Genomic DNA, 21,501 nt, shown 5'->3' with positions numbered 1-21,501 from the left:
GCCGCCACCGCCGCCGCCGGAGCCGCCACCGCCACCGGAGCCACCGCCACCGCCACCGCCGGAACCGCCGCTGCCGCCGGAACCGCCGCTGCCGCCACTAGAGCCACCGCCGCCACCGCCGCCACCGCCGCCGGAGCCGCCGCTACCACCGGACCCGCCACCGCCGCCGGAGCCGCCACCGCCGCCGGAGCCGCCACCGCCAGAGCCGCCACCACCGCCGGAGCCGCCGCTACCACCGGAGCCACCGCCACCGCCGGAGCCGCCGCTGCCGCCAGATCCGCCACCGCCGCCACCGCCGCCGGAGCCACCGCCATCACCGGAGCCACCGCCACCGCCGGAGCCACCGCTGCCGCCGGAGCCACCGCCAGAGCTGCCACCGCCGCCGGAGCCGCCGCTGCCGCCAGAGCTGCCACCGCCGCCGGAGCCGCCGCTGCCGCCAGAGCCGTCACCGCCGCCAGAGCCGCCACCGCCGCCAGAGCCGCCACCGCCGCCGGAGCCACCGCCATCACCGGAGCCACCACCGCCGGAGCCGCCGGAGCCACCGCTGCCGCCGGAGCCACCGCCAGAGCTGCCACCGCCGCCGGAGCCACCGCCGCCGGAGCCACCATCGCCACCACTGGAGCCACCGCCGCCGGAGCCACCATCGCCACCACTGGAGCCGCCGCTGCCGCCGGAGCCGCCACCGCCACCGCTGGAGCCGCCGCTGCCGCCGGAGCCACCGTCGCCGCCGGAGCCGCCGCCGCCGGAGCCGCCGCTACTGCCGGAGCCACCGCCAGAGCTGCCACCGCCGCCGGAGCCGCCGCCGCCGGAGCCGCCGCTACCGCCGGAGCCACCGCCAGAGCTGCCACCGCCGCCGGAGCCGCCGCCGCCGGAGCCACCGCCAGAGCCGCCGCCACCACCGGAGCTACCGCCACCACCGCCGGAGCCGCCGCCTGAGCCGCCACCGCCGGAGCCGCCGCTGCCGCCGGAACCACCGCCACCGCCGGAGCCGCCGCTACCGGAGCCACTACCGCCGGAGCCGGAGCCACCGGAGCCTCCGCTGCCGCTGCCGCGGCTGGCGGTGTCGCTGCGATCATCTCGGCGCGTGTTCTTGCCAATGGTCGCGGTTGACAGAGGCGGGCACATTTTGATTTGCGCAGGAGTAAGAATTTTCGAGCGATTTATCGCAACGCAACACGCTGCAAAGTTGTCTTCTGTCAAAGGGCTGCATTGCGCAGTAGTCATACGTCGACGCTCTACTGCATTCGCATCCGTCGTAACGACGACGGATGCTATCGCGGCCGTAGAGAGAAGGAAGAACGTATGGAAAATCGATCTATGAATTCTTTTCATTACTTAACTCCACGCAAAATATAACTATGAAAATAAATCCAATGATTTACTTAAAGATGTTTGGGGTCAATTTACGAATTATTAGTATGTCGCCATAACATCGCCCTATTCCGGGCTAATCAACCCCGGATTAACCCGTCTGATTTAATCTCTACGTCGGACGCGGGGGACGTTACGCCTGCCGTTGGAGAACACTTCATGAATCGCTTCATCGCGAAGACCGCATTCCTTTTGCTTTTTTTTGCCCCGGCGATCGCTGATGCGGGGACGATCATGAAAACGGCCGGCAAGGCGTTTGCACCGCCGGCCTTCGCTTCGTTCTGCTCGCGCGAACCGCAGTTGTGCAGGACCGATGGTGGGCAAAAGGCTGTTGTCCTTCGCTCAGACAAGGCCAGTGAACTTCAGCAGGTCAACAGCGCCGTCAACGCTCGTATTAAAGAACGCAGCGACCGCGCGAATGTCGGCAGAGACGACGACTGGCGCGTGCCGACGACCTACGGAGATTGCGAGGATTTTGCGATTTTGAAGAAGCGCGAGCTCCTCAAGCGCGGCTGGCCGGCTTCCGCATTGTTGCTGACAGTCGCCCGTTATCACGGCGATGGCCATACGGTGCTGACTGTCCGCACCAGTGAAGGAGATCTTGTGCTCGACAATCTGACCAACTCTGTCAGGGACTGGTCGCGCACGCCCTACGATTATTTCGCCCGCCAGTCGCAATCAAACGGTAGCCGCTGGGAGCGGATCGCCGGAGCACAGCAGATCTGACGGGCACCGTCCGGTGCAGTGACACGCTCTTCAATCGGCACTCAGCGCCACGGCGGGCTGCAGGCGTGAGGCATTGCGGGCCGGCAGGAAACCGAAGAGCAGGCCCGTCAAAAAGGCGCAGGCAAAGGCCAGCGCCACCGGACCGGCGGTGAAGCTGACGGGCATGCCGAAGGTGCGGGCGACGTAGGCGGTGCCGAGGCCGGCAACGATGCCGATCGCGCCGCCGATGGCGGAGACGACCAGCGCCTCGACGATGAATTGGACGAGTATGTCTCGCTGGCGGGCGCCGGTCGCCATCCGCACGCCGATTTCGCGGGTTCGCTCGCTGACGCTGACCAGCATGATGTTCATCACCCCGATGCCGCCGACGAGAAGCGATATCGCTGCAACGGAGCCGAGGAAGAGCTTCATCGTGTTCGAGGTCTCGGTGAAGGCCTCGCGCACGGAGGACATGTTGGTGATCTGCGTGTCTTCCTTCTTGTGGCGCTCGTTGAGCAGGGCCTGGATGCGTTCCTGAGTCAGGTCGATGGCCGCGGCGTCCTTCACCTTGACGGTGATGGTGCGGATGTTGCGCTGGCCGAATATGCGCATGCTGCCGGTGGTGAGCGGCACGAGGACGACGTCGTCCTGATCGTTGCCGCCGGCGCTGGCGCCCATTTCGCTCATCACGCCGATCACCTGGAAGGGGATCTTGTTGACGAGCACAAATTGACCGATCGGATCGGAGCCGTCGGGGAAGAGCGTCCTCACCACCGTTTGGCCGAGGACCGTGACTGGCGCATAGCCCTCCATGTCGTCGCGGTTGATGAACTCCCCGCGTCCGATCGGCCAGGATTTCGCTGCCGTGAACTGCGGCACGGTTCCGTTGGCGGTCGTCTGATAGTCGATATTGCCGCGCCTGAGCGTCACGGTACTCGTCATCTCCGGAACGGCGAAGGCGACATTCGGCAGTTCGAGGATGGCGTCGGCATCCGCCGGTACGAGCGTGACGTTGCTGCCGCCGGCGCTGCCGCGGAAATTGGCCATGCTGGGGCGCACCAGCAAGAGGTCGGAGCCCATGGAGGAAATGCGGCTCAGCACCGAATCCTGCGCGCCGGTGCCGATCGCCAGCATGGCGACGACGGAGCCGACACCGATGACGATGCCGAGCAGTGTCAGGATCGTGCGGAACAGGTTTGCCCGCAGCGCCCGCATCGCCATCTTGACCGCTTCCGAGACGTCGGCGAGCGCGGCAAGGCCCTCGCGCGTGCGCTGCGCAAGGCCGAAAGCCGCTTCCGGATTGCTCCGGCCCTTCTTGGCGCGATCGGAGATAATGCGGCCGTCGCGGATCTCGATCAGCCGGTCGGCCTGTTCCGCCACCTCGCGCGAATGGGTGATGACGACGATCGTGTGGCCCTTGTCGTTCATCTCGCGCAGGAGCGCCATCACGTCGCGACCGCTCTGGCTGTCGAGCGCACCGGTGGGTTCGTCGGCAAGGATGACGCGGCCGCCGTTCATCAGGGCGCGGGCGATCGAGACGCGCTGCTGCTGCCCGCCGGAAAGCTGGCTTGGCCGGTGGTCGAGCCGCTCACCGAGGTTGAGCGATCTCAACAGCGCCTCGGCACGCTCGCGCCGGCCATGGGCCGGCACACCGGCATAGACGGCGGGCACCTCGACATTCTCCTGGGCGCTCGCGGTCGGGATCAGGTTGTAGGCCTGGAAGACGAAGCCGAAGGTGCGCCGGCGCAACGCTGCGAGCTCGTCGCCGTTGAAGCCGGAGATCCTTTCGCCTTCGATCAGGTATTCGCCCGCGGTCGGCTGGTCGAGGCAGCCGAGAATATTCATCAAGGTCGATTTGCCGGAGCCGGACTGACCAATGATCGCCACGAACTCGCCCGCCTCGATGTCGAGCGAGATATCATGGAGGACCTCGACGGCGAGGTCGCCGTTTAAGTAGGTCTTGCTGACGTTCCGGAGGGAGATGAGGGGCTGCATAGGCCGTCTTCAGAACATCGGCGGCATGCGCATGCCGCGCGTGCGCGTGCTGCGCTGGCTGCTGCGGGACGAACCTGAATCCGAGTCGACGACGACGCTCTCCCCCTCCTTCAGGCCGCTGACGATCTCCGCGCTGACGCGATTGCGGATGCCGACTTCGACCGGGCGGGTTTCGGTGGCGCCCGACCGGGTAAGCACGGTCACTTCGTTCCCCGGTTTGCCTCCACCATCGCCGCGCGCCGTGCGGATGGCGGCGCTGGGCACGACAAGAACGTCCTTGGCGGCAGCCTCGACGAAGAAGACCTGGGCGCTCATCGACATCATCAGTTCGCCGGTCGGATTGGGAACGTCGAAGAGCGCGTAATAGAGGACGACGTTGTTTTCCGTGTCCGGCATCGGCTGGATCTGCCGCAGCTTGCCGGTGAAGCGCTTGCCCGGCTGGCCGAGCAGGGTGAAGTAGGCATCCATGCCGATCTTCAGCTTGCCGACGTCGGCTTCCGAGACCTGGGCCTTGACGGTCATCGTCGAGAGATCGGCTATGGTGACGATCGTCGGCGTCGTCTGGTTGGCGTTGAGGGTCTGGCCTTCCTTGGCCGGGTTGGCGACGATCGTGCCGGCCATCGGCGCATAGATCTTGGTGTAGCCGAGATCGACCTTGTCGCCGGCGAGCGTCGCCTTCTGCTTGCGGATCTGCGCCTCGATCGCCTGCACGTCGGCCTGAGCGGCGGTGTGATCGGCAATCGCTTGATCGAGTGTCGATTGCGAAACGCTCTTCGTCGCGACGAGACTGCGCTGGCGCTCGATATTCGCTTCCTTCAGCACCAGCTGCGCCTTCGTCGAGACGAGCTGGGCCTCGAGATGGGCAAGCTCCGCCTCGTCGATCTCGATCCTGTTTTCGATCGAGGCGGGATCGATCTCGGCGACGAGCTGGTTCGCCTCGACCTTGTCGCCGATCTCCACATGCAGCGATTTCAGCTGGCCAGAGACCTGCGCACCGGCATCGACCGACTTGATGGCATCGAGCGTGCCGACGGCGGTGACGCTGTCTTCAATGTCGCCGCGGGTCACGGCTTGCGTGATCATCGCGGTCTCGGGCTGCGCGCCGTATTGGCTCCAGGCATAATAGCCGGCGCCGAGCACAGCGATTAGAACCGGCACAGCGAATACCAGGCGCCAGCGTCGCTTGCGGCGGACGGGTAGGGCCGGGCTCGGCATCAGGGTGACGTTCGGCGCCGCAGCCGGCGCTTCCTGTCTGATCGTCTTCGCTGTCTTGCTCATCGGCACAATGGCTTTCCGCCGGCGGATTTTCTCCTTTTAAAATAAAGGCGAACGGGGCGAGGGAACAGCGTCGGGATCATTATATTTTCGTAATCATTGCCGCTGCCCGCGGGTGAGGCCGATGCCATAATCCGAAAAGGTTGCTTGTAGGTTCGGTTTGTTTCGCCATCAGCGGATTCGCACTTGACGTCCAGCGATCATCTCACTAAAACGGCGAACCGTACCGTACGGTACTGATGGAGCGGCAGCGAAGTGCAGGGCGTCGAAACGATCAAGCGGAGCGGTAGCGGAAGCGGCATGACGGAGCGTCAGGGTGCGGTGCTCGAACAGGCGCTGCGACTGCTTGTCGACGGCGGCGAGCGGGCGCTGACGACCGCCGGCGTTGCGCGCGCGGCGAACTGCTCCAAGGAGAGCCTCTACAAGTGGTTCGGCGACCGCGACGGGCTGCTTTCGGCGATGATCGCCTTCCAGGCAAGCAAAGTCAGGACGCTCGACGTTTCTGGCGGGGTGCTGGACGCGGCAAGCCTCAAGGCGCATCTTGTCGCCTTTGCCAAGGACCTGCTCGACGTGTTGGCAGGCGACGTGTCGCTGGCGCTCAACCGGCTGGCGATCGGCCAGGCAAGCCGCGAGGGCTCCAAGCTCGGCCGTCTGCTCGAGGAGCGCGGGCGCCGGCAGATCGGCCGCAGGGCCGGGGCACTGCTCGAGGCGGGCCGCAAGGCGGGTTTTCTTGCCTTCGGCGATGCGGAGGAGGCCTATGGCGCGCTCTATGGGCTGGTCGTCTCCGACTGGCATTTGCGCATGCTGCTCGGCGAGGATCCGGGCGGCCTGAAGAAGAATTTCGGCCTGAGGGCGGAGCGGGCGGTCGACGCCTTTCTCACCCTTTACGGCAGAAAGGTGTAACGGCGGCCGAACTGCGGACCGTCAAAGGGAAACGGACAAGCAAAGGGAAGGAAAGTTCAATGCGCGTCTATTACGATCGTGATGCCGATCTCAACCTCATCAAGTCGAAGAAGGTCGCCATCATCGGCTACGGCTCGCAGGGCCGCGCCCATGCGCTGAACCTCAAAGATTCCGGCGCACAGAATGTCGCCATCGCGCTGAAGGCCGGCTCCGCCACGGCAAAGAAGGCCGAAGCCGACGGGTTCAAGGTCATGACGGTTGCCGAGGCTGCCGCCTGGGCCGACCTGATGATGATGGCGACCCCGGACGAGCTCCAGGCCGACATCTACAAGGCCGAAATCGCCGGCAACATCCGCGACGGCGCGGCGATCGCCTTCGCCCACGGCCTCAATGTTCACTTCGGCCTGATCGAGCCGAAGGCTTCCGTCGACGTCGTCATGATCGCGCCGAAGGGCCCGGGCCACACGGTTCGCGGCGAATACCAGAAGGGCGGCGGCGTACCCTGCCTTGTCGCCGTTCACCAGAACGCTTCCGGCAATGCACTTGACCTCGCGCTCTCCTACGCCTGCGGCGTCGGCGGCGGCCGCTCCGGCATCATCGAAACCAACTTCAAGGAAGAGTGCGAAACCGACCTCTTCGGCGAGCAGGTCGTTCTCTGCGGTGGTCTGGTCGAGCTCATCCGCGCCGGTTTCGAAACGCTGGTCGAGGCCGGCTACGCACCGGAAATGGCCTATTTCGAGTGCCTGCACGAAGTGAAGCTGATCGTCGACCTGATCTATGAAGGCGGCATCGCCAACATGAACTACTCGATCTCCAACACGGCCGAGTGGGGCGAATACGTCACCGGCCCGCGCATCATCACGGAAGAGACCAAGGCCGAGATGAAGCGCGTGCTTAAGGACATCCAGACCGGCAAGTTCACCTCGGAATGGATGCAGGAATATCGTTCGGGTGCTGCCCGCTTCAAGGGTATCCGCCGCGTCAACGACGCCCACCAGATCGAGGAAGTCGGCGCCAAGCTGCGCGGCATGATGCCCTGGATCGGCAAGAACAAGCTGGTCGACAAGGCGAAGAACTAAAGCATTTGCAGTCAGGTGGAATCACCTGACGTCGCACAAATGCGGCAAAAACGATAGAGCGGGGGCGCGAACGAATGTGAGCGCATCTCGCTCTAAAGCCTTACCTCCCAAGGCTGGAGAAGCCGGGGCATCGTGCCTCGGCTTTTTCATGTGCGGTGAAGGAAAGCGACCGATCGTACAGGCACGAGCGGCATTACATCGGATCTTTGCCCTTCATGGCGTTTGCCATATGGGTCTTGCACTTTTCCTGGTCGTTCGCCGCCAATGCTTCCTTGGCCATGGTCAGCTCTTTCTGCGCCATCTCCTTACGTCCAGAGTCGGTGATCTGACCCACGTCCGTTTCGAGCTTCGTCATGCCCGCCTGATCGCAGACGAGATCGGCCTGGGCGAGAGCCGGGGACACGCAAGCCGCCGAGATCGCGGCTGCAACCAACAGTTTCTTGAACATATGTAACCTCCAATGCCATCGCTTCATGCGATACACGCGGGCCAAACCGCCGTTGGGCGGTTCCGTTCCCAAGGAGGCTGTCAGTCGCGGTAGAAATTGCGGGACCATCGGTGCGACCGCAGCTCCTCGCGCTGTGCTTGCGACAGGCCGCGTCCGTCGCCGATCACGCAGTTGCGCTCGACATTGCGGACCGAGCGCATGCCGGGAATGACTGTCGACACGGCGGGGTGGCTGAGGACGAAGCGGAGTGCTGTTTCTGCGAGCGCGTCGGGTGCGATCTCCAGGTCCTCGACGATCTTTCGGACGCGCTCCTCGACGTCGCGCTTGCGCTCGCCGCGGAAGTAGTTCTGGCGAAAATCGCCTTCCGGGAAAACCGTATCGGCACGGATCTGGCCGGTCAGGCCGCCCTCGTCGAGCGCGACGCGGACAATAACGCCGACTTTGTGGCGCTCACAGGCTGGGAACAGCTGCTCTTCGGGCGCCTGCTCGAAGATGTTGTAGATCACCTGAACAGTGTCGACCACGCCGCTATCGATCAGCTTCAGGGCATTGTGCGGTTCGTAGTCGTTGATCGAGACGCCGAAAAAGCGGATCTTGCCGTCGCGCTTCAGCCGCTCGACCGCCGCCAGCCAGTCGCCGCGGCCGACCCACTCGTCCGACCAGACATGGAACTGCTGCACGTCGATCGTCTCGATGCCGAGATTGCGCAGGCTCGTCTCGGTCGAGGCGATGACGTGATCGGCCGGAAAGCCGTCCTCGACCGGCGTGCCCGCGCGAGCCGGCCATATCCGGTTCTTCGGCGGGATCTTTGTCGCGACGTGGATGGTCTCCGACCGTGCGCGCAGCAGCTTGCCGACCAGTCTCTCGCTGTGGCCGTCGCCGTAGCCGAGCGCGGTGTCGATGAAGTTCAGACCTAGGTCGATCGCGCGGTTGAGGGCTCGCGCCGACTCCTCGTCCTTGGCGCCCTGCCAGCCGCTATTGCCGATGCCCCAGGCGCCGTAGCCGATTTCGGAGATGCGCAGGCCGGTGCGGCCAAGTGTTCGGTAGTGCATGGCGTTCTCGCTGGGTGTTGGATCGAGATGAGGAGGAACGCCGTTACCTAGGCCTCGACCTTGCGAAGTCAAATCTCCGGCTTCTCGGCCGCAACATGCAGCCAGCGTGTCGGCTTGCCGTCATAGCCGCCGCCGTCGGCTTCGGTGATTTCGACCGCCCTCCAGCCCGTCTCCTCGAACTGCCGCAGAAGCCAGTCGTGCGAGGGATAGTTGTAGTAGCGGCCGAAGTCATCGCGACCCTCGCCACCGCCGGCCTTGAAGCTTGCATGCAGCACGCCACCGAACTTGAGAGCTCGGAGGAGGCGGGTGAGCACGTCCGGAAGGGCCGTACGCGGCACATGCAGCAGGCAGGCCTCCGCCCAGATGCCATCGAACCGCTCCCGCCAGGAAAGCCCTTCGAAGCGCACCACGCCGACGGGCCGACCGAGCAGGCGTTCGGCCTCGGCCGCCAGTTCCGGCGAGCCATCCGTCGGTGTGACGTCGAAGCCGCGGGCGATCATATAGGCGCTGTCCTGACCACCGCCGCAGCCGATCTCCAGCACGGCGGCGCCGGGCTTCAGCTGTGCGAGGAATTTGTCGAGCCGCGCCGTGGGTGTCCGGCGGGCGCGGCCTGCATAGGCGGCGGCGTTGTCGCGGTAAAACCGGACATTGCCCTCATCGATCGTTGTCATGTCATACTCCTGTCGCCGGCCTCGACGTCCAGCATCCGCCATCGCGTGCCGGCGGCCAATGGCTACGGGGATGATGCCGGTGATAGCCCGTTTGCGCATCCGGTGTCCTGCGGAGTCGCCGGAACAGCCTGCACTCTGTATGCTGGAGGCGAACTGGATTCGAGTGGCGAATCGTGCAACGGGTCTACAATCTACGGGTTGTGCCTTGGCGCTGTGACCGAGCGAGGATCAAGGGCCATGTCCGAAACGCGTCGCAAGCTGACAACCATCTTCTTTGCCGACGTCCAGGACTATTCGCGCCTGATGGGGGCGGATGAAGAGGGGACGCTGGCCACCCTCAAGCAATACCGCGATGCCATGGCGCGTCTTATCGCCTCGCATGGGGGCCGGGTCGTCAACACCTGGGGCGACGGGCTGATTGCCGAGTTCCCGAGCGTGGTGGAGGCGGTGAGGTCGGCCGTCGATGTCCAGAGCGAACTGGCCGGACTGAACGCCGGGCTACCAAGCGCGGCGCGGATGTTCTTTCGCATCGGCATCAACCTCGGCGACGTGATTGCCGAAGGCAACGACATCTACGGCGACGGCGTCAACATCGCCGCCCGGCTTCAGGCATCCGCACCCGCCGGTGGCGTCGTCATTTCCAACACCGTCTATGATCAGGTGCGCAACAAGGTAGCGGTCGGATTCGACTTTCTCGGGCAGCTCGAGGTCAAGAACATCGAGGGCGGCGTTCCGAGCTATGCGGTTCGGATCGGCGCCGGGGAAGATCGGGCCGCGCCGACGGCCGACCCCGTCTTCGGGCGGCAGGCGCAGCCGCTGCAGCCGGCCGCCGCTGCACCCATCCGCCGACATTCTCGGGCTTATATGGTGCTCGCCATGGTTGCCGCCGGTGTCGTCGCCATAAACCTTCTTTCGTGGCGAGGCGAATTCTGGGCGGTATGGCCGCTCTTCGGGATCGGGCTCGCCGCAGCATTGCTCTGGATCAGGACCTCACGGGTGGACCGCGGATTTGCCACGCTCGTCGTGGCCGGGCTCGCCATCGTCACGATCAACCTTCTTAGCTGGAGCGGAGAATTTTGGGCGCGCTGGCCGCTGCTCGGCCTGGCGATCGCCGCCGCCATTCGATGGGTCATGCGCGGACGAGGCAGCGTCGGTCGTTGACCGATGCCAGATCGCTTTCGCGAAGCGCCGATTGGGCCCGCCGGAACACAACCTCACCTTGGTCCAGCTGGCATTTCGCGCTTCTCCGGATTTCGTATTTAAGCTACCCTTGAAACATCCTGGCCAAGTGCCGCAGGAGCGGCTCTTCTCGTGGAACGCAAGCTCGCAGTGATCCTTGCCGCTGACGTGGCCGGCTACAGCCGGCTCGTCGCTGCGAACGAGGAAGGCGTCCTCGAGCAGCTGCGGACTTATGGGTCCATCATCGCCGACCTTGTGGGCGAGCACGGCGGGCGCATATTCGCATCCGCCGGCGACAGCGTCGTGGCAGAGTTCCAGAGCGCCGTGCAAGGGGCGCGCGCCGCCGTTGCGATCCAGCGGATATTGAGGCGCCGCAATGCCGATCTTGCGCCGGATCGGCGAATGGAGTTCCGTATCGGCCTCCATCTCGGCGACGTCGTCGTGGAAGGCACCAATCTGCTCGGCGACGGCGTCAACGTTGCGGCGCGGCTGCAGGAGGTTGCACAGCCCGGCGGTATCTGCGTTTCGGGCGCATTGCGCGATCAGATCGAGGGCAAGCTCGGCTCTCCAATGGTCCGGCTGGGCGACCGCAAGCTCAAGAACATCCCCCGGCCGGTGGCGGTCTTCGGACTCGATTGGCGTCCGGAGGACTCGGCCGAGGCGGCCGTACTGGGCGGCCCGCTTACGCTACCAGACAAGCCGTCGATTGCGGTACTTCCCTTCGTCAACATGTCGGGCGACCCGGAGCAGGAATATTTCGCCGACGGTCTGACAGAAGACATCATCACGGCGCTTTCACTTTATCGCTGGTTCTTCGTGGTCGCTCGAAACTCCTCGTTCGCCTATAAGGGGCGCGCCATCGACGCAAAGCAGATCGGTCGTGAGCTCGGCGTGCGCTACATTGTGGAGGGGAGCGTGCGCAAAGCGGGTACCCGCTTGCGCGTCTCCGGCCAACTTGTCGAGACGAACACCGGCGTGCACCTCTGGGCACAGCGCTATGACCGCGAGATCGGCGACATTTTTGCCATTCAGGACGAGCTCGCCCAGAGCATCGTCGGCGCCATCGAGCCCGAAATCCTAATTGGCGAAAGCCGCCGCGCGCTGTCGTGCGGAACGGACAATCTCGACGCCTACGAATGCCACATGCGCGGCACGTGGCTGCATAACGCGCAGGACACCGCCGAGCACTTCAAGGAAGCGATCGCCTGGCATCGTCGGGCGATTGCTCTCGATCCAGACTTCGGTCGAGCGCACATGATGCTTGCCCGCGCGCTATATGCACAATGTTTCCATGGTTTCAGCGCCGCCGTCGATCGCGATGGTGCCGAGCTCCGAGCCGCGGCCGAGCGCGCTGTGGCCCTGGATGATCGCGATCCCTATTCCCACTATGCAATGTGCCTTGCCCATTTTGTCGGGCAGCGGGCACACGCGGCGGTCGCCGAGGCGCAGCGCGCGGTCGACCTCAATCCGAATCTCGCGCTCGCTCATTTGGGCTTGGGATGGGCCCGGATCTACACTGGTCAATGCGCAGAAGCGCTCGATTCCCTTCACACGGCACTAAGGCTCAGCCCGCACGATCCGCTGACGTATCTGTTTCTCGATCGGCTCGCGCTCGCGCATTACCATCTCGCCAATTACGACGAAGCGTTGCGGTCTTCGGAACGAGGGGTTTCGCTCCGCCGGGGATACTTTAACCGGGTCGTGCTGCTGGCCATCCTAGGCCAGCTTGGCCGCAACCAGGAAGCACGTGCCCTGATTCCGGACATCATGGCGAACGTGACGACCAACCTCGCACACTACTGGCGGATGCTGACTCCGTATGCAGAACCAGCCCAGTACGAGCACTTCCTCGATGGATTGCATAAGGCAGGGCTGGCCGTCGTTCGTTGAGCCAGCGGGCGGAGGTGCGGTTTTTCGCGGTCCGCGCAGGTTTGGTAAGACTGGGTGCAATGGTCCCCGAACCGTGGAGGGCGCGGCGATGAAATGGGAGTGGAGAGCGAGAAACCTGGTGGCGCCGGCTGCGGCGCTCGCGGTCCTGACATGCGCGGCAGTGGCTTCCGCAGGCTCGATGGACGAACTGGTTACCGCCGCCAGGGAGGAAGGACAGCTCAACGTCATTGCCTTGCCCCGCGACTGGTGCGGCTACGGCGGCATCATCGATGGTTTCAAGGCGAAATACGGTTTGGCGGTCAACGAACTGAAGCCTCAGGCGGGATCGGAAGAACAGATCGAGGCGATCAAGGCGGGGATCGGGGCCGGCCGAGAGAGACCGGATGTGATCGATGTCGGCATCTCCTTCGGCCCACCCGCAAAAAAAGACGGCTTGCTGCAGCCCTACAAGGTTTCCACCTGGGACACGATCCCGGACGCCGTCAAGGATGCGGACGGTCATTGGTATGGCGACTACTACGGGGTGCTCGTTTTCGAGATCAATGCGGACCGGGTCTCGACGATGCCGCGGGATTGGGCCGATCTCGCTTCGCCTGACTACAGGAACGCAGTCGCGCTTGCCGGCGACCTCGCTTCGAACCAGGCCATCCTCGGTGTTTACGCCGCGGGCCTCTCCATAACGGACCGAAACGTCGAAGAAGCTGCGAGGCTGGGGCTGAGGTTCTTCGCCGATCTCAACAGCAAAGGCAACTTCGTTCCGCTCGTCGGTAGCACCGACACACTCGTAGACGGCCGCACACCGATCCTCATCCGCTGGGAGTATCTCGCGCTCGGTGATCGCGACCGCCTCAAGGGGAAAACCAGGATCGAGGTCGTCAGACCCAAGACGGGCAACATTGCCGGTGTCTATGTCCAGGCGATCAGTGCCTTTGCTCCGCATCCGAACGCCGCCCGGCTGTGGATGGAGCACCTCTACTCCGACGAGGCGCAACTTGCCTGGCTGGCGGGCCATTGTGAGCCGATCCGCCGCGCGGACCTGATGCGCAAAGGTGCGATACCTGTTGATTGGCGCGAGAGGCTGCGGCAAATCGAGCGTGATCGCGGCGCCTCGGACCCGGCCTTTCCGAGCATCCAGGAACAGGAAAGGGCGCGAGACGTCATCATAAAAGGATGGGACGACATCGTCGGCGTGAAGATTGAGTGTGAGCCTCCGCAGCCTGATCCCGGCCCGATCGCCTTGAATACCAACCGAACCTGCCAGGCTCCCGTTCCGCAATAGTCGCCATGCCGCGGCGGCGATTTGCCCTCTTCCTCACGACGGCGGGGATCGCAATATAGGTCAGCAATATTGACATAAATCGCGCGCTGTGATCATCTCCGGCCCACGCCAAGAGGAGGGCCGCATGTTCAATTGGGAAAGTATTTTCGCAACGCGCTCCAGCCGGATGAAGGCTTCGGAAATACGCGAGCTCTTGAAACTGCTCGACCGTCCGGACATCATCTCCTTCGCCGGCGGCATTCCCGATCCCGAGCTCTTTCCGCAAGCGGAGTTCGCCCAGGCCTATGCGGAAATCTTCGGCGGGCCGGCGGTCAGTGCCGCCCTGCAATATTCCGTCAGCGAGGGATACCGGCCGCTGCGCGAATGGCTTGCCAAGCAGATGACGGCGCTCGGCATTCCCGCGACCGTCGATAACATCTTCATCACCTCCGGCTCGCAGCAGGGGCTCGACTATCTCGGCAAGCTGTTTCTCTCGCCCAAGGATACGGCGCTCGTCACCTGGCCGACCTATCTTGGCGCGCTGCAGGCCTTCAACGCCTATGAGCCGAACTACGACCAGCTGAACCCCGGCGGCAACCGCACGCCGCAAGCCTATATCCAGGCGGCAGCCGAGGCGGGCGGCCGGGTGAAGTTCGCCTATCTCTCGGCCGATTTCGCCAATCCGACCGGCGAAACGGTCGACCGCGCCGGCCGTGAGCGGGTGCTGGACCTTGCCGAGGAGCTCGATATCCCGGTGATCGAGGATGCCGCCTACCAGTCGCTGCGCTATGACAGCGAGGCGATCCCGCCGATCCTGGCGCTGGAGATCGCCCGCAGGGGCGACATCAACAATGCCCGGACGATCTATTGCGGCAGCTTTTCGAAGACGCTGGCGCCGGGGCTGCGCGTCGGCTGGGTCTGCGCGGCAGAGCCGGTGATCCGCAAGCTGGTGCTCCTGAAGCAGGCGGCCGACCTTCATTCCTCGACCATCAACCAGATGGCGATCTGCACCGTCGCCGAACGCGGCTTCGACGAGCAGGTGGCGAAGGTCCACAAGGTCTACAAGCACCGCCGCGACACGATGCTCGCGGCGCTCGAAAGATACATGCCGGCCGGCGTCACCTGGACGAAGCCGGAGGGTGGCATGTTCGTCTGGGTCACGCTGCCGAACGGCACGGACGGCGCCGAACTCCTGGCCAAGTCGATCCAGAGCGCGAAAGTGGCCTTCGTTCCCGGCCGCGCCTTCTTCGCCGACGGCTCCGGTGTGAACACTCTGCGCCTGAGCTTCTCCTGCGCCAACGACAGCATGATCGACGAAGGCATCCGCCGGCTGGGCGAGTTGATTCGCGGCGGGATGGCGAAAGCCGCCTGATCGGCAGTTTTCAACAAATCATGAAGGCCTTGGCCGGGCGTGCCACTCGTTTAGCTGCTACTTCAGTCGAGGGTTTCAGCTGAAGTCCTTGCCGAAACTCGATATTCTGTGAGCGTGGCGGCCCTTGCGGCCTTCGGAATCGAAGCGCCGCGTCGCCTCTCCGAGGCCCCGCGTCAGCCGTTGCGCGAGCCTTTCAACCGCCGGCCCCTTATTGAGGCCATATTCTGAACCAGTATCTCGCCCCGTTCCGCCGCGCTGCAGCAAGATTGCTGCGGCGCATCAGGGAGCTTTGTTTTCCGGTTTGCTGATACCCTTCGGCCGGCCGGAACCGGAGCGGGATGCGTTTGCGACGCCGCTCCATCTGTTCATTGCCGCATTTGCGCGACGTCGGGTGACATGACCCGACTGCAAGTGCTCTAGGACGGGGCGTTGTGCGTATGAGTACACCAGCGACTTCAGGAAATTTTCGTCCGGATATCGAAGGCCTGCGCGCCTTGGCAGTTTCGGGTGTCATCGCCTTCCACTTCGGAATGACCAGCTTGCCGGGCGGATTCGTCGGCGTCGACATCTTCTTCGTCATTTCCGGCTTTCTGATCACCAGGCACCTGCAACAGGAGATTGCGAGAAGCGGCACTGTCGATCTCTGGCGCTTCTACGCCCGCCGCGCCCGCCGGCTGCTTCCGGCCTCGCTCTTCGCCATCCTGACCACGCTGCTCGTCGGTTATTTCATCCTCGCGCCGTCCGAGCAGCAGTTCTATTCCAAGGGATCGCTGTTCGCCTCGGCCTATATGATCAACCTCTGGCTGATTAGGTGGACGGTCGACTACTTTGCCTCGGACGCCTCGAACAATCCCTTCATCCACTTCTGGTCGCTCTCGGTCGAGGAGCAGTTCTATCTCGTCTGGCCCGCGCTGCTGCTGATCCTCGCGCGGCTGCGGCCGGGGAAGGGCGGTCTTTTCTTTCTTCTCGCCCTAGTCGCCGCCGTCTCCTTCGCACTCTGCTGGCACATGACGGCCGTGTCGCAGCCTTGGGCCTTCTATTTCTCGCCCCTGCGCGCCTGGGAATTTGCCTGCGGGGGGCTTGCTTCGATGGCGCTGCCGCAGCAATGGGCGCGGCGCTCTCGCTTTGCGCCTGCCCTCGGCTGGCTCGGGCTCTTTCTGATCGTCACCGCCTATCTGGCCGTGACGGAGGAAATACCTTTTCCGGGCTCGATCGCGCTCGTGCCGGTTCTCGGCACGGTGCTTCTGCTCCTGAGCGGCGCCCATGAGGGAGCGGCAGGCCCGAAGTCCGTCCTCGCGCTTAGGCCGCTGCAGGAGATCGGAAAGCTCTCCTATTCGCTCTATGTTTGGCACTGGCCGGTCATCGTCTATGCGGGCATCATCGACCCGGAGCTTTCGCTCGTCGACCGGCTTCTGTGCCTGGCGGTTACGCTCGCCCTGTCGCTCTTTAGCTATCACTTCATCGAAAATCCGATCCGCCACAACGGCTGGCTGGCAGCGAGGACCGGACGCTCGCTGGGGCTCGCCGCGTTGCTTACAGGGGCGGGCACGACGCTCGCCTATGGCAGCGCCGCCCTGGCCGGCTACAGCCTCGATGGGGAGCAGCGACAGATCCAGCAAAGCGCCGAACGCAAATCGGCGGCGCGTGAATTCGATTCGGCCTGCGTGCTCGAAAGGGAAGCGGTGCAGCCGAAGGCATGCGAATTCGGCGCCGCCAAGCCGAAGAAGACCGTCGTCCTCCTCGGCGACTCCCATGCCGACCATTGGTCGACGCCGCTGAAGAAGATCGCCGAAAGGAACGGCTGGCGGCTCGTCACCTATCTGAAGTCGTCCTGCCCGGCGGCGGATGTGCCGACCTGGAACGGCGTGCTGATGCGGAACTATGACGAATGCGACGCCTGGAAGCGCCGGGCGTTCGGCGAGATCGCGGCGCTGAAGCCGGATGTGGTGATCCTTTCGCAATATTCGTCGAGTTATGTGAAGAACGACATCAACTTCGTATCCAGCCACCAGATGGATGTGCGGGATTGGGAGAAAGGCATCAGGCGCTCGGTCGAGACGCTAGAACGCGCCGGCAGCGACGTCGTGCTCTTGCGCGACGTGCCGGTGCACAAATCCTATCTCGACAAATGCGTGGCGCGCGCCCTGTGGCAGCAGAAGAGCCCGACCGTCTGCGACACGCCGCGCCGCGAGGCGGTGGAGGAAACCATCCCCGCCGCGGAAAGAAAGGCCGCCGTGGAGACGCATGCGTCTTATGTCGATGTGGTTGATCTGTTCTGCAACAGGACAACATGCCCCGCGGTCGTCGACGGCAAGCTCACCTTCCGCGACCGCCACCATATCGCGACGCCCTACGCTGAGTCGCTCGCGCCTCGCCTGGAGCGAGCGGTGTTCGGGGGACGCTGACAATATGGCTCGGAGGCGCACCCCCCCTCTGCCCTGCCGGGCATCTCCCCCACAAGGGGGAGATCGGCCAGAAGCGAAGACCTGCCCGAGAGTGAGCGCAATGATGCTAGGTCGGCGAATGCACCGTCAGAATTTCAGCTCTGAAAGTTGAGCGACACATTGCCGCTTGCCGATCTCCCCCCTTGTGGGGGAGATGCCCGGCAGGGCAGAGGGGGGTAATCCAACACTGCTGCAGTCGAGAAGCAATCACCGCTCCCGCTCAAACATGCGGCCCGAGCAGCGACAGATCGGCGGCGCCGAGCCGGTCCTTGGCGGTCCAGAGCTGGTGCCAATAGGGATAGATGACCGGCGGCAGGCTGACGGCGTCGAGCAGTTCGCGTTCCTCATCGGTGAGCTTGAGGCTGGCGGCGGCGAGGTTGTCGCGGAACTGCGCCTCGGTGCGGCCGCCGATGATGACCGATGTGACCGCCTTGCGGCCGATTAGCCAGGCAAGCGCCACCTGCGCAGGAGAGACGTTGCGCTCGGCGGCGATCGCTACCAGCATGTCGACGATCTTCCAGAGCCGTTCCTCGTCGCGGATCGGCGGCTCGTTCCAGCCGGCGAACTGGCGGGTGCCTTCCGGTGACTGGCCGCGGCGGTGCTTGCCGGAAAGCAGGCCGCCGGCAAGCGGGCTCCAGACGAGGATGCCGAGGCCCTGGTCGATCGAGATCGGTACCAGCTCGTATTCGGCCTCGCGGGCCTCCAGCGTATAGTGGATCTGCTGGCTGACGAAGCGCTGGCGGTGTTCCAGCGCGCTGATGCCGAGCGCCTTCATGATGTGCCAGCCGGAATAGTTGGAGCAGCCGATGTAGCGCACCTTGCCCTGGCGCACGAGCGTGTCGAGCGCTTCCATCGTCTCCTCGAGCGGCGTCTGGCCGTCCCATTCGTGCACCTGGTAGAGGTCGATCACGTCGGTCTTCAGCCGCTTGAGGCTCGCCTCGCATGCGCTGATCAGGTGCTGGCGCGACAGGCCGCCGTCATTCGGGCCCGGACCCATGGAGAAGCGCGCCTTGGTGGCGAGAAGCACGTCGTTCTTGCGCTTGCCGCCCAGAACCTCGCCGAGAATCTCTTCGCAGGTGCCGGTCGAGTAGATGTCGGCCGTATCGATCAGGTTGACGCCGGCATCGAGGCAGAGGTCGACATAGCGGCGGGCCTCTTCGACGCCGACACTGCCGACCTGGGCGAACTTGCCGCCGCCGCCGATGGTCATCGTTCCCATCGTCACGGTCGAGATTTTCAGGCCGGAGCGGCCGAGCAGACGATATTCCATTGTCTCGCTCCTTTGCGTGGTTGTCGCCGGAGAGGGTAGCCGGCATGGACGCGAACGCAAGCGGCGTCCCGCCGAAAGGGTCAAAGAAAGCGTGCCGGCATCGCGTCCTTGTAGGGGAACATGTGGAAATAGGGTCTCGCCTCGGCGAGCGTGCGCTTAAAGGAGGGGTGCTCGAGCAGCCGCTCGAAATAGGCCGAAAGATTCGGATGCGTGCCGCTGAAGGGCTCGACGATGCCGGCATAGAAGAGCGCGGGTGCGGCGGCGCAATCGGCGATGGTGAAGGCCTCGCCGACGGCAAAGCGCCGGTCGGTGAGATGGCGTTCGGCCAGATCATAGGCGGTTGCGAGCGACGCGCGGGCGTCGGCGACACCGCGACGGTCGTTCTCACCGGAAGCGCGCAGCGTGTCGGTGACGATCTTCTGCATCGGGACGTGGATGTAGAGATCGAAGAAGCGGTCCCACAGCCGCGCCTCGAGCGCCAGCGTCTCGTCGCGCGGGATCAGCGGTTCTTTGCCGGGATAATGGCGATCGAGATATTCGATGATGATCGACGTTTCCGGAACGATCCGGTCCGCGGCGCCATCGTGCAGCACCGGGATTTTGCCGACCGGCCAGACCTCCAGGTAGCGGGCATTCTCCTGCGGGTCCATAAGATCGACGATCCGCGCCTCGAAGGGCGTTCCGGTCTCATAGAGCGCGATCAGCACCTTGTGGCAGAAGGAGGCGAGCGGGTGGAGATAGAGGGTGAGAGCCATGGGCGTGCCTATAATGATTGGTTGCGTTTCGCAATCAGTATAGCGCGCCAGCGCGAAGAGAAAAGGGGAGTCTTCGCGATTCAGCCGCCGTGAAGTTCCCATCGTCAGCTCGAATGCGTTTCCCGCCCCGCCGCGAAAGCCGTGATGAAGCGCTCGAGACTTTGCTTGACGAAATCGGTGACCGGCATGCGCGGATCGAAGCTCCACCAGAGGAGCGCGCCCTGCCATTGGGCGGCCATCATCAGCCCGATGCCGGCGGAGGCGGCCGGCACGCGCGTGAAACGCTCCTCGAGCGCCGCGGAGAGCACGTCGCGCCAGGCGGCGCCGCGGGCGCGCAGGATCGGGTCGCGCAGGTCCTCGCGCAGGATAAGGAGATCGTCCGCGTAGCTTTCGATGCCGCCGTAATCGCCGGAGAGCCCGACGAGCAGCGCGACGGCGCCCGCCGGCGTCTTCGGCGTGGCGGCTGCCAGTTCCGCCGTTAATCGATCAAGCCGGTCCCAGGCCTGCAGCAAGGCCGCTTGGATGAGGCCGGACTTGGTCTCGAAACGCTGCACCAGGGTCGAGGGGGAAAGGCCGCAGGCGGCAGAAAGGGTCGCGAAGGTCAGGGCTTCCGGCCCCTTCTTGCGCATGAGGTTGAGGGCGGCCTCGAGCACCTCTTCATTTGGCAGAGTTTTGGGGCGCGGCATTTTTTGACCTTTATTTATAACCGAATAAGCGTTTATAAATTCACCTGCCGGTCAAGGCCAGAGGATTTCTCAGGGAGGATGACATGACGCTTGAAGGCAAGGTGGCGCTGGTCGCGGGCGCAACGCGCGGCGCAGGTCGCGGCATTGCGGTGGAACTCGGCGCCGCGGGCGCGACGGTCTATGTCACGGGACGAACGACGCGAGCGCAGCCGTCGGAATATCAGCGGCCCGAGACGATCGAGGAAACGGCGGAGCTCGCAACCGCGGCGGGCGGCAAGGGGATCGCCGTCCAGGTGGACCACCTGCAGCCGGCGGCGGTGCAGGCGCTCGTCGATCGCATTCGGCGCGAGGAGGGAAGGCTCGACATTCTCGTCAACGATATCTGGGGCGGCGAGAAGCTCTTTGAATGGAACAAGCCGGTTTGGGACCACAATCTCGAAAACGGCTTGAAGATCCTGCGGCTGGCGATCGACACGCATCTGATCACCGCCCATTACGCGCTGCCGCTCCTGATCGAGCGGCCGGGTGGGCTGCTGGTCGAGGTGACCGACGGCACGGCGCAATACAATGCCGATCACTACCGGCTTTCGCCCTTCTACGACCTCGCCAAGATCTCGGCGAACCGCATGGCCTGGGCGCATGCCAAGGATCTCGAGCCCCACGGCGCCAAGGCGGTCTCGATCACCCCCGGCTGGCTGCGCTCGGAAATGATGCTCGAGGCCTTCAAGGTGACGGAGGAGAACTGGCGCGACGCCACGGCCTATCAGCCGCATTTCGTCATTTCCGAGAGCCCGCGCTTCGTCGGCCGGGCTGTCGCGGCGCTTGCCGCCGATCCGGAGAAGTCCCGCTTCAACGGCCAGTCGCTGTCAAGCGGAGGGCTCGCCCAGGTCTACGGCTTTACCGACCTCGACGGCTCCCGGCCAGATTGCTGGCGCTACATCGACGAGGTGATGGAGGTCGGCAAGCCGGCCGATGCGACCAGCTATCGATGAGGTAGCTCACTCCTGACGCAGGGTGAGGCAATCTGTCGGGCGATCGCAAATGCTCGCAAGAGCCGGTAATCCTGTTGCTATTCACCGTCTCGTTCGGACCGCTTCGGAAATGCGGCGCAAGGTTGTATCTTACTCCCGCGAAAGCGGCGTCATCGG

General features: G+C 64.4%; 18 protein-coding genes. 9 read left to right on the top strand and 9 right to left on the bottom strand.

Annotated features, from left to right (window positions below; all coding sequences use genetic code 11):
- A partial coding sequence (locus tag CO656_RS31380; RefSeq protein WP_158255708.1) for a hypothetical protein occupies positions 1–1,125 on the bottom strand: 1,125 nt, incomplete at its 3' end.
- Positions 1,126–1,530: 405 nt separating this feature from the next.
- On the opposite strand from CO656_RS31380, the gene CO656_RS05415 reads away from it, so the two are divergent.
- Complete coding sequence (locus CO656_RS05415) at positions 1,531–2,097, top strand: transglutaminase-like cysteine peptidase (RefSeq protein WP_037423292.1); 567 nt, start codon at positions 1,531–1,533, stop codon at positions 2,095–2,097.
- A gap of 30 nt (positions 2,098–2,127) precedes the next feature.
- Here the strand turns inward: CO656_RS05415 and CO656_RS05410 are convergent, their stop codons facing one another.
- Entirely contained in the window at positions 2,128–4,071 is a 1,944-nt protein-coding gene (locus CO656_RS05410; protein WP_097525037.1) for a MacB family efflux pump subunit, read from the bottom strand.
- A gap of 9 nt (positions 4,072–4,080) precedes the next feature.
- Positions 4,081–5,349: a macrolide transporter subunit MacA gene (gene macA / locus CO656_RS05405; protein WP_097525036.1), complete on the bottom strand. Its 1,269-nt coding sequence runs from the start codon at positions 5,347–5,349 to the stop codon at positions 4,081–4,083.
- Positions 5,350–5,601: 252 nt separating this feature from the next.
- On the opposite strand from macA, the gene CO656_RS05400 reads away from it, so the two are divergent.
- Together CO656_RS05400 and ilvC are read left to right on the top strand one after the other, a co-directional pair.
- Positions 5,602–6,249 (top strand): TetR/AcrR family transcriptional regulator, encoded by a 648-nt coding sequence (locus tag CO656_RS05400; protein ID WP_179864704.1) that lies wholly within the window; start codon positions 5,602–5,604, stop codon positions 6,247–6,249.
- Positions 6,250–6,308: 59 nt separating this feature from the next.
- On the top strand, positions 6,309–7,328 hold the full coding sequence (gene ilvC, locus CO656_RS05395) for a ketol-acid reductoisomerase (protein ID WP_037386668.1): 1,020 nt from the start codon (positions 6,309–6,311) through the stop codon (positions 7,326–7,328).
- 193 nt (positions 7,329–7,521) lie between these two features.
- On the opposite strand, the gene CO656_RS05390 is transcribed toward ilvC, so the two are convergent.
- From CO656_RS05390 to CO656_RS05380, 3 genes are all read right to left on the bottom strand, one after another.
- Positions 7,522–7,776: a hypothetical protein gene (locus CO656_RS05390; protein WP_097525035.1), complete on the bottom strand. Its 255-nt coding sequence runs from the start codon at positions 7,774–7,776 to the stop codon at positions 7,522–7,524.
- Between the two features lie 80 nt (positions 7,777–7,856).
- Positions 7,857–8,828 (bottom strand): aldo/keto reductase, encoded by a 972-nt coding sequence (locus tag CO656_RS05385; protein WP_097525034.1) that lies wholly within the window; start codon positions 8,826–8,828, stop codon positions 7,857–7,859.
- 68 nt (positions 8,829–8,896) lie between these two features.
- Positions 8,897–9,499: a class I SAM-dependent methyltransferase gene (locus CO656_RS05380; RefSeq protein WP_097525033.1), complete on the bottom strand. Its 603-nt coding sequence runs from the start codon at positions 9,497–9,499 to the stop codon at positions 8,897–8,899.
- Between the two features lie 237 nt (positions 9,500–9,736).
- On the opposite strand from CO656_RS05380, the gene CO656_RS05375 reads away from it, so the two are divergent.
- The 5 genes from CO656_RS05375 to CO656_RS05350 all read left to right on the top strand — a co-directional run bounded on the left by CO656_RS05375 (position 9,737) and on the right by CO656_RS05350 (position 17,603).
- Entirely contained in the window at positions 9,737–10,660 is a 924-nt protein-coding gene (locus tag CO656_RS05375) for an adenylate/guanylate cyclase domain-containing protein (protein WP_097525032.1), read from the top strand.
- A gap of 150 nt (positions 10,661–10,810) precedes the next feature.
- A complete protein-coding gene (locus CO656_RS05370; protein WP_037423311.1) occupies positions 10,811–12,568 on the top strand; it encodes an adenylate/guanylate cyclase domain-containing protein in 1,758 nt (585 codons plus the stop codon).
- Positions 12,569–12,656: 88 nt separating this feature from the next.
- A complete protein-coding gene (locus CO656_RS05365; RefSeq protein WP_072642821.1) occupies positions 12,657–13,847 on the top strand; it encodes an ABC transporter substrate-binding protein in 1,191 nt (396 codons plus the stop codon).
- Positions 13,848–13,971: 124 nt separating this feature from the next.
- A complete protein-coding gene (locus tag CO656_RS05360; protein WP_097525031.1) occupies positions 13,972–15,198 on the top strand; it encodes a PLP-dependent aminotransferase family protein in 1,227 nt (408 codons plus the stop codon).
- A 437-nt stretch (positions 15,199–15,635) separates the two neighbouring features.
- Entirely contained in the window at positions 15,636–17,603 is a 1,968-nt protein-coding gene (locus CO656_RS05350) for an acyltransferase family protein (RefSeq protein ID WP_097525029.1), read from the top strand.
- A 259-nt stretch (positions 17,604–17,862) separates the two neighbouring features.
- On the opposite strand, the gene CO656_RS05340 is transcribed toward CO656_RS05350, so the two are convergent.
- The 3 genes from CO656_RS05340 to CO656_RS05330 all read right to left on the bottom strand — a co-directional run bounded on the left by CO656_RS05340 (position 17,863) and on the right by CO656_RS05330 (position 20,353).
- Positions 17,863–18,912 carry an aldo/keto reductase gene (locus CO656_RS05340; protein WP_097525028.1) on the bottom strand — a complete coding sequence of 350 codons (1,050 nt, stop codon included), beginning with the start codon at positions 18,910–18,912 and terminating at the stop codon, positions 17,863–17,865.
- 80 nt (positions 18,913–18,992) lie between these two features.
- Positions 18,993–19,667, bottom strand: a complete 675-nt coding sequence (locus tag CO656_RS05335; RefSeq protein ID WP_097525082.1) for a glutathione S-transferase family protein — start codon at positions 19,665–19,667, stop codon at positions 18,993–18,995.
- A 104-nt stretch (positions 19,668–19,771) separates the two neighbouring features.
- Entirely contained in the window at positions 19,772–20,353 is a 582-nt protein-coding gene (locus CO656_RS05330; RefSeq protein ID WP_097525027.1) for a TetR family transcriptional regulator, read from the bottom strand.
- Between the two features lie 83 nt (positions 20,354–20,436).
- On the opposite strand from CO656_RS05330, the gene CO656_RS05325 reads away from it, so the two are divergent.
- Entirely contained in the window at positions 20,437–21,345 is a 909-nt protein-coding gene (locus CO656_RS05325; protein ID WP_097525026.1) for an SDR family oxidoreductase, read from the top strand.
- Positions 21,346–21,501: the final 156 nt, after the last annotated feature.

Origin of the sequence: Sinorhizobium sp. FG01, assembly GCF_002531875.1 — a bacterium.
In the GTDB taxonomy this organism is placed as follows: Bacteria; Pseudomonadota; Alphaproteobacteria; order Rhizobiales; family Rhizobiaceae; genus Sinorhizobium; species Sinorhizobium fredii_C.
The sequence above is the reverse complement of the archived record's forward strand: the minus strand, read 5'-3'. Positions and strand labels throughout refer to the sequence as shown.

Coding starts and splice junctions, on each gene's coding strand:
- CO656_RS05350 (WP_097525029.1), top strand. CDS start 15,636: ATGAGTACACCAGCGACTTCAGGAAATTTTCGTCCGGATATCGAAGGC.
- CO656_RS05415 (WP_037423292.1), top strand. CDS start 1,531: ATGAATCGCTTCATCGCGAAGACCGCATTCCTTTTGCTTTTTTTTGCC.
- CO656_RS05385 (WP_097525034.1), bottom strand. CDS start 8,828: ATGCACTACCGAACACTTGGCCGCACCGGCCTGCGCATCTCCGAAATC.
- CO656_RS05335 (WP_097525082.1), bottom strand. CDS start 19,667: ATGGCTCTCACCCTCTATCTCCACCCGCTCGCCTCCTTCTGCCACAAG.
- CO656_RS05365 (WP_072642821.1), top strand. CDS start 12,657: ATGAAATGGGAGTGGAGAGCGAGAAACCTGGTGGCGCCGGCTGCGGCG.
- CO656_RS05410 (WP_097525037.1), bottom strand. CDS start 4,071: ATGCAGCCCCTCATCTCCCTCCGGAACGTCAGCAAGACCTACTTAAAC.
- CO656_RS05380 (WP_097525033.1), bottom strand. CDS start 9,499: ATGACAACGATCGATGAGGGCAATGTCCGGTTTTACCGCGACAACGCC.
- CO656_RS05375 (WP_097525032.1), top strand. CDS start 9,737: ATGTCCGAAACGCGTCGCAAGCTGACAACCATCTTCTTTGCCGACGTC.
- CO656_RS05390 (WP_097525035.1), bottom strand. CDS start 7,776: ATGTTCAAGAAACTGTTGGTTGCAGCCGCGATCTCGGCGGCTTGCGTG.
- CO656_RS05340 (WP_097525028.1), bottom strand. CDS start 18,912: ATGGAATATCGTCTGCTCGGCCGCTCCGGCCTGAAAATCTCGACCGTG.
- CO656_RS05325 (WP_097525026.1), top strand. CDS start 20,437: ATGACGCTTGAAGGCAAGGTGGCGCTGGTCGCGGGCGCAACGCGCGGC.
- CO656_RS05330 (WP_097525027.1), bottom strand. CDS start 20,353: ATGCCGCGCCCCAAAACTCTGCCAAATGAAGAGGTGCTCGAGGCCGCC.
- ilvC (WP_037386668.1), top strand. CDS start 6,309: ATGCGCGTCTATTACGATCGTGATGCCGATCTCAACCTCATCAAGTCG.
- macA (WP_097525036.1), bottom strand. CDS start 5,349: ATGAGCAAGACAGCGAAGACGATCAGACAGGAAGCGCCGGCTGCGGCG.
- CO656_RS05360 (WP_097525031.1), top strand. CDS start 13,972: ATGTTCAATTGGGAAAGTATTTTCGCAACGCGCTCCAGCCGGATGAAG.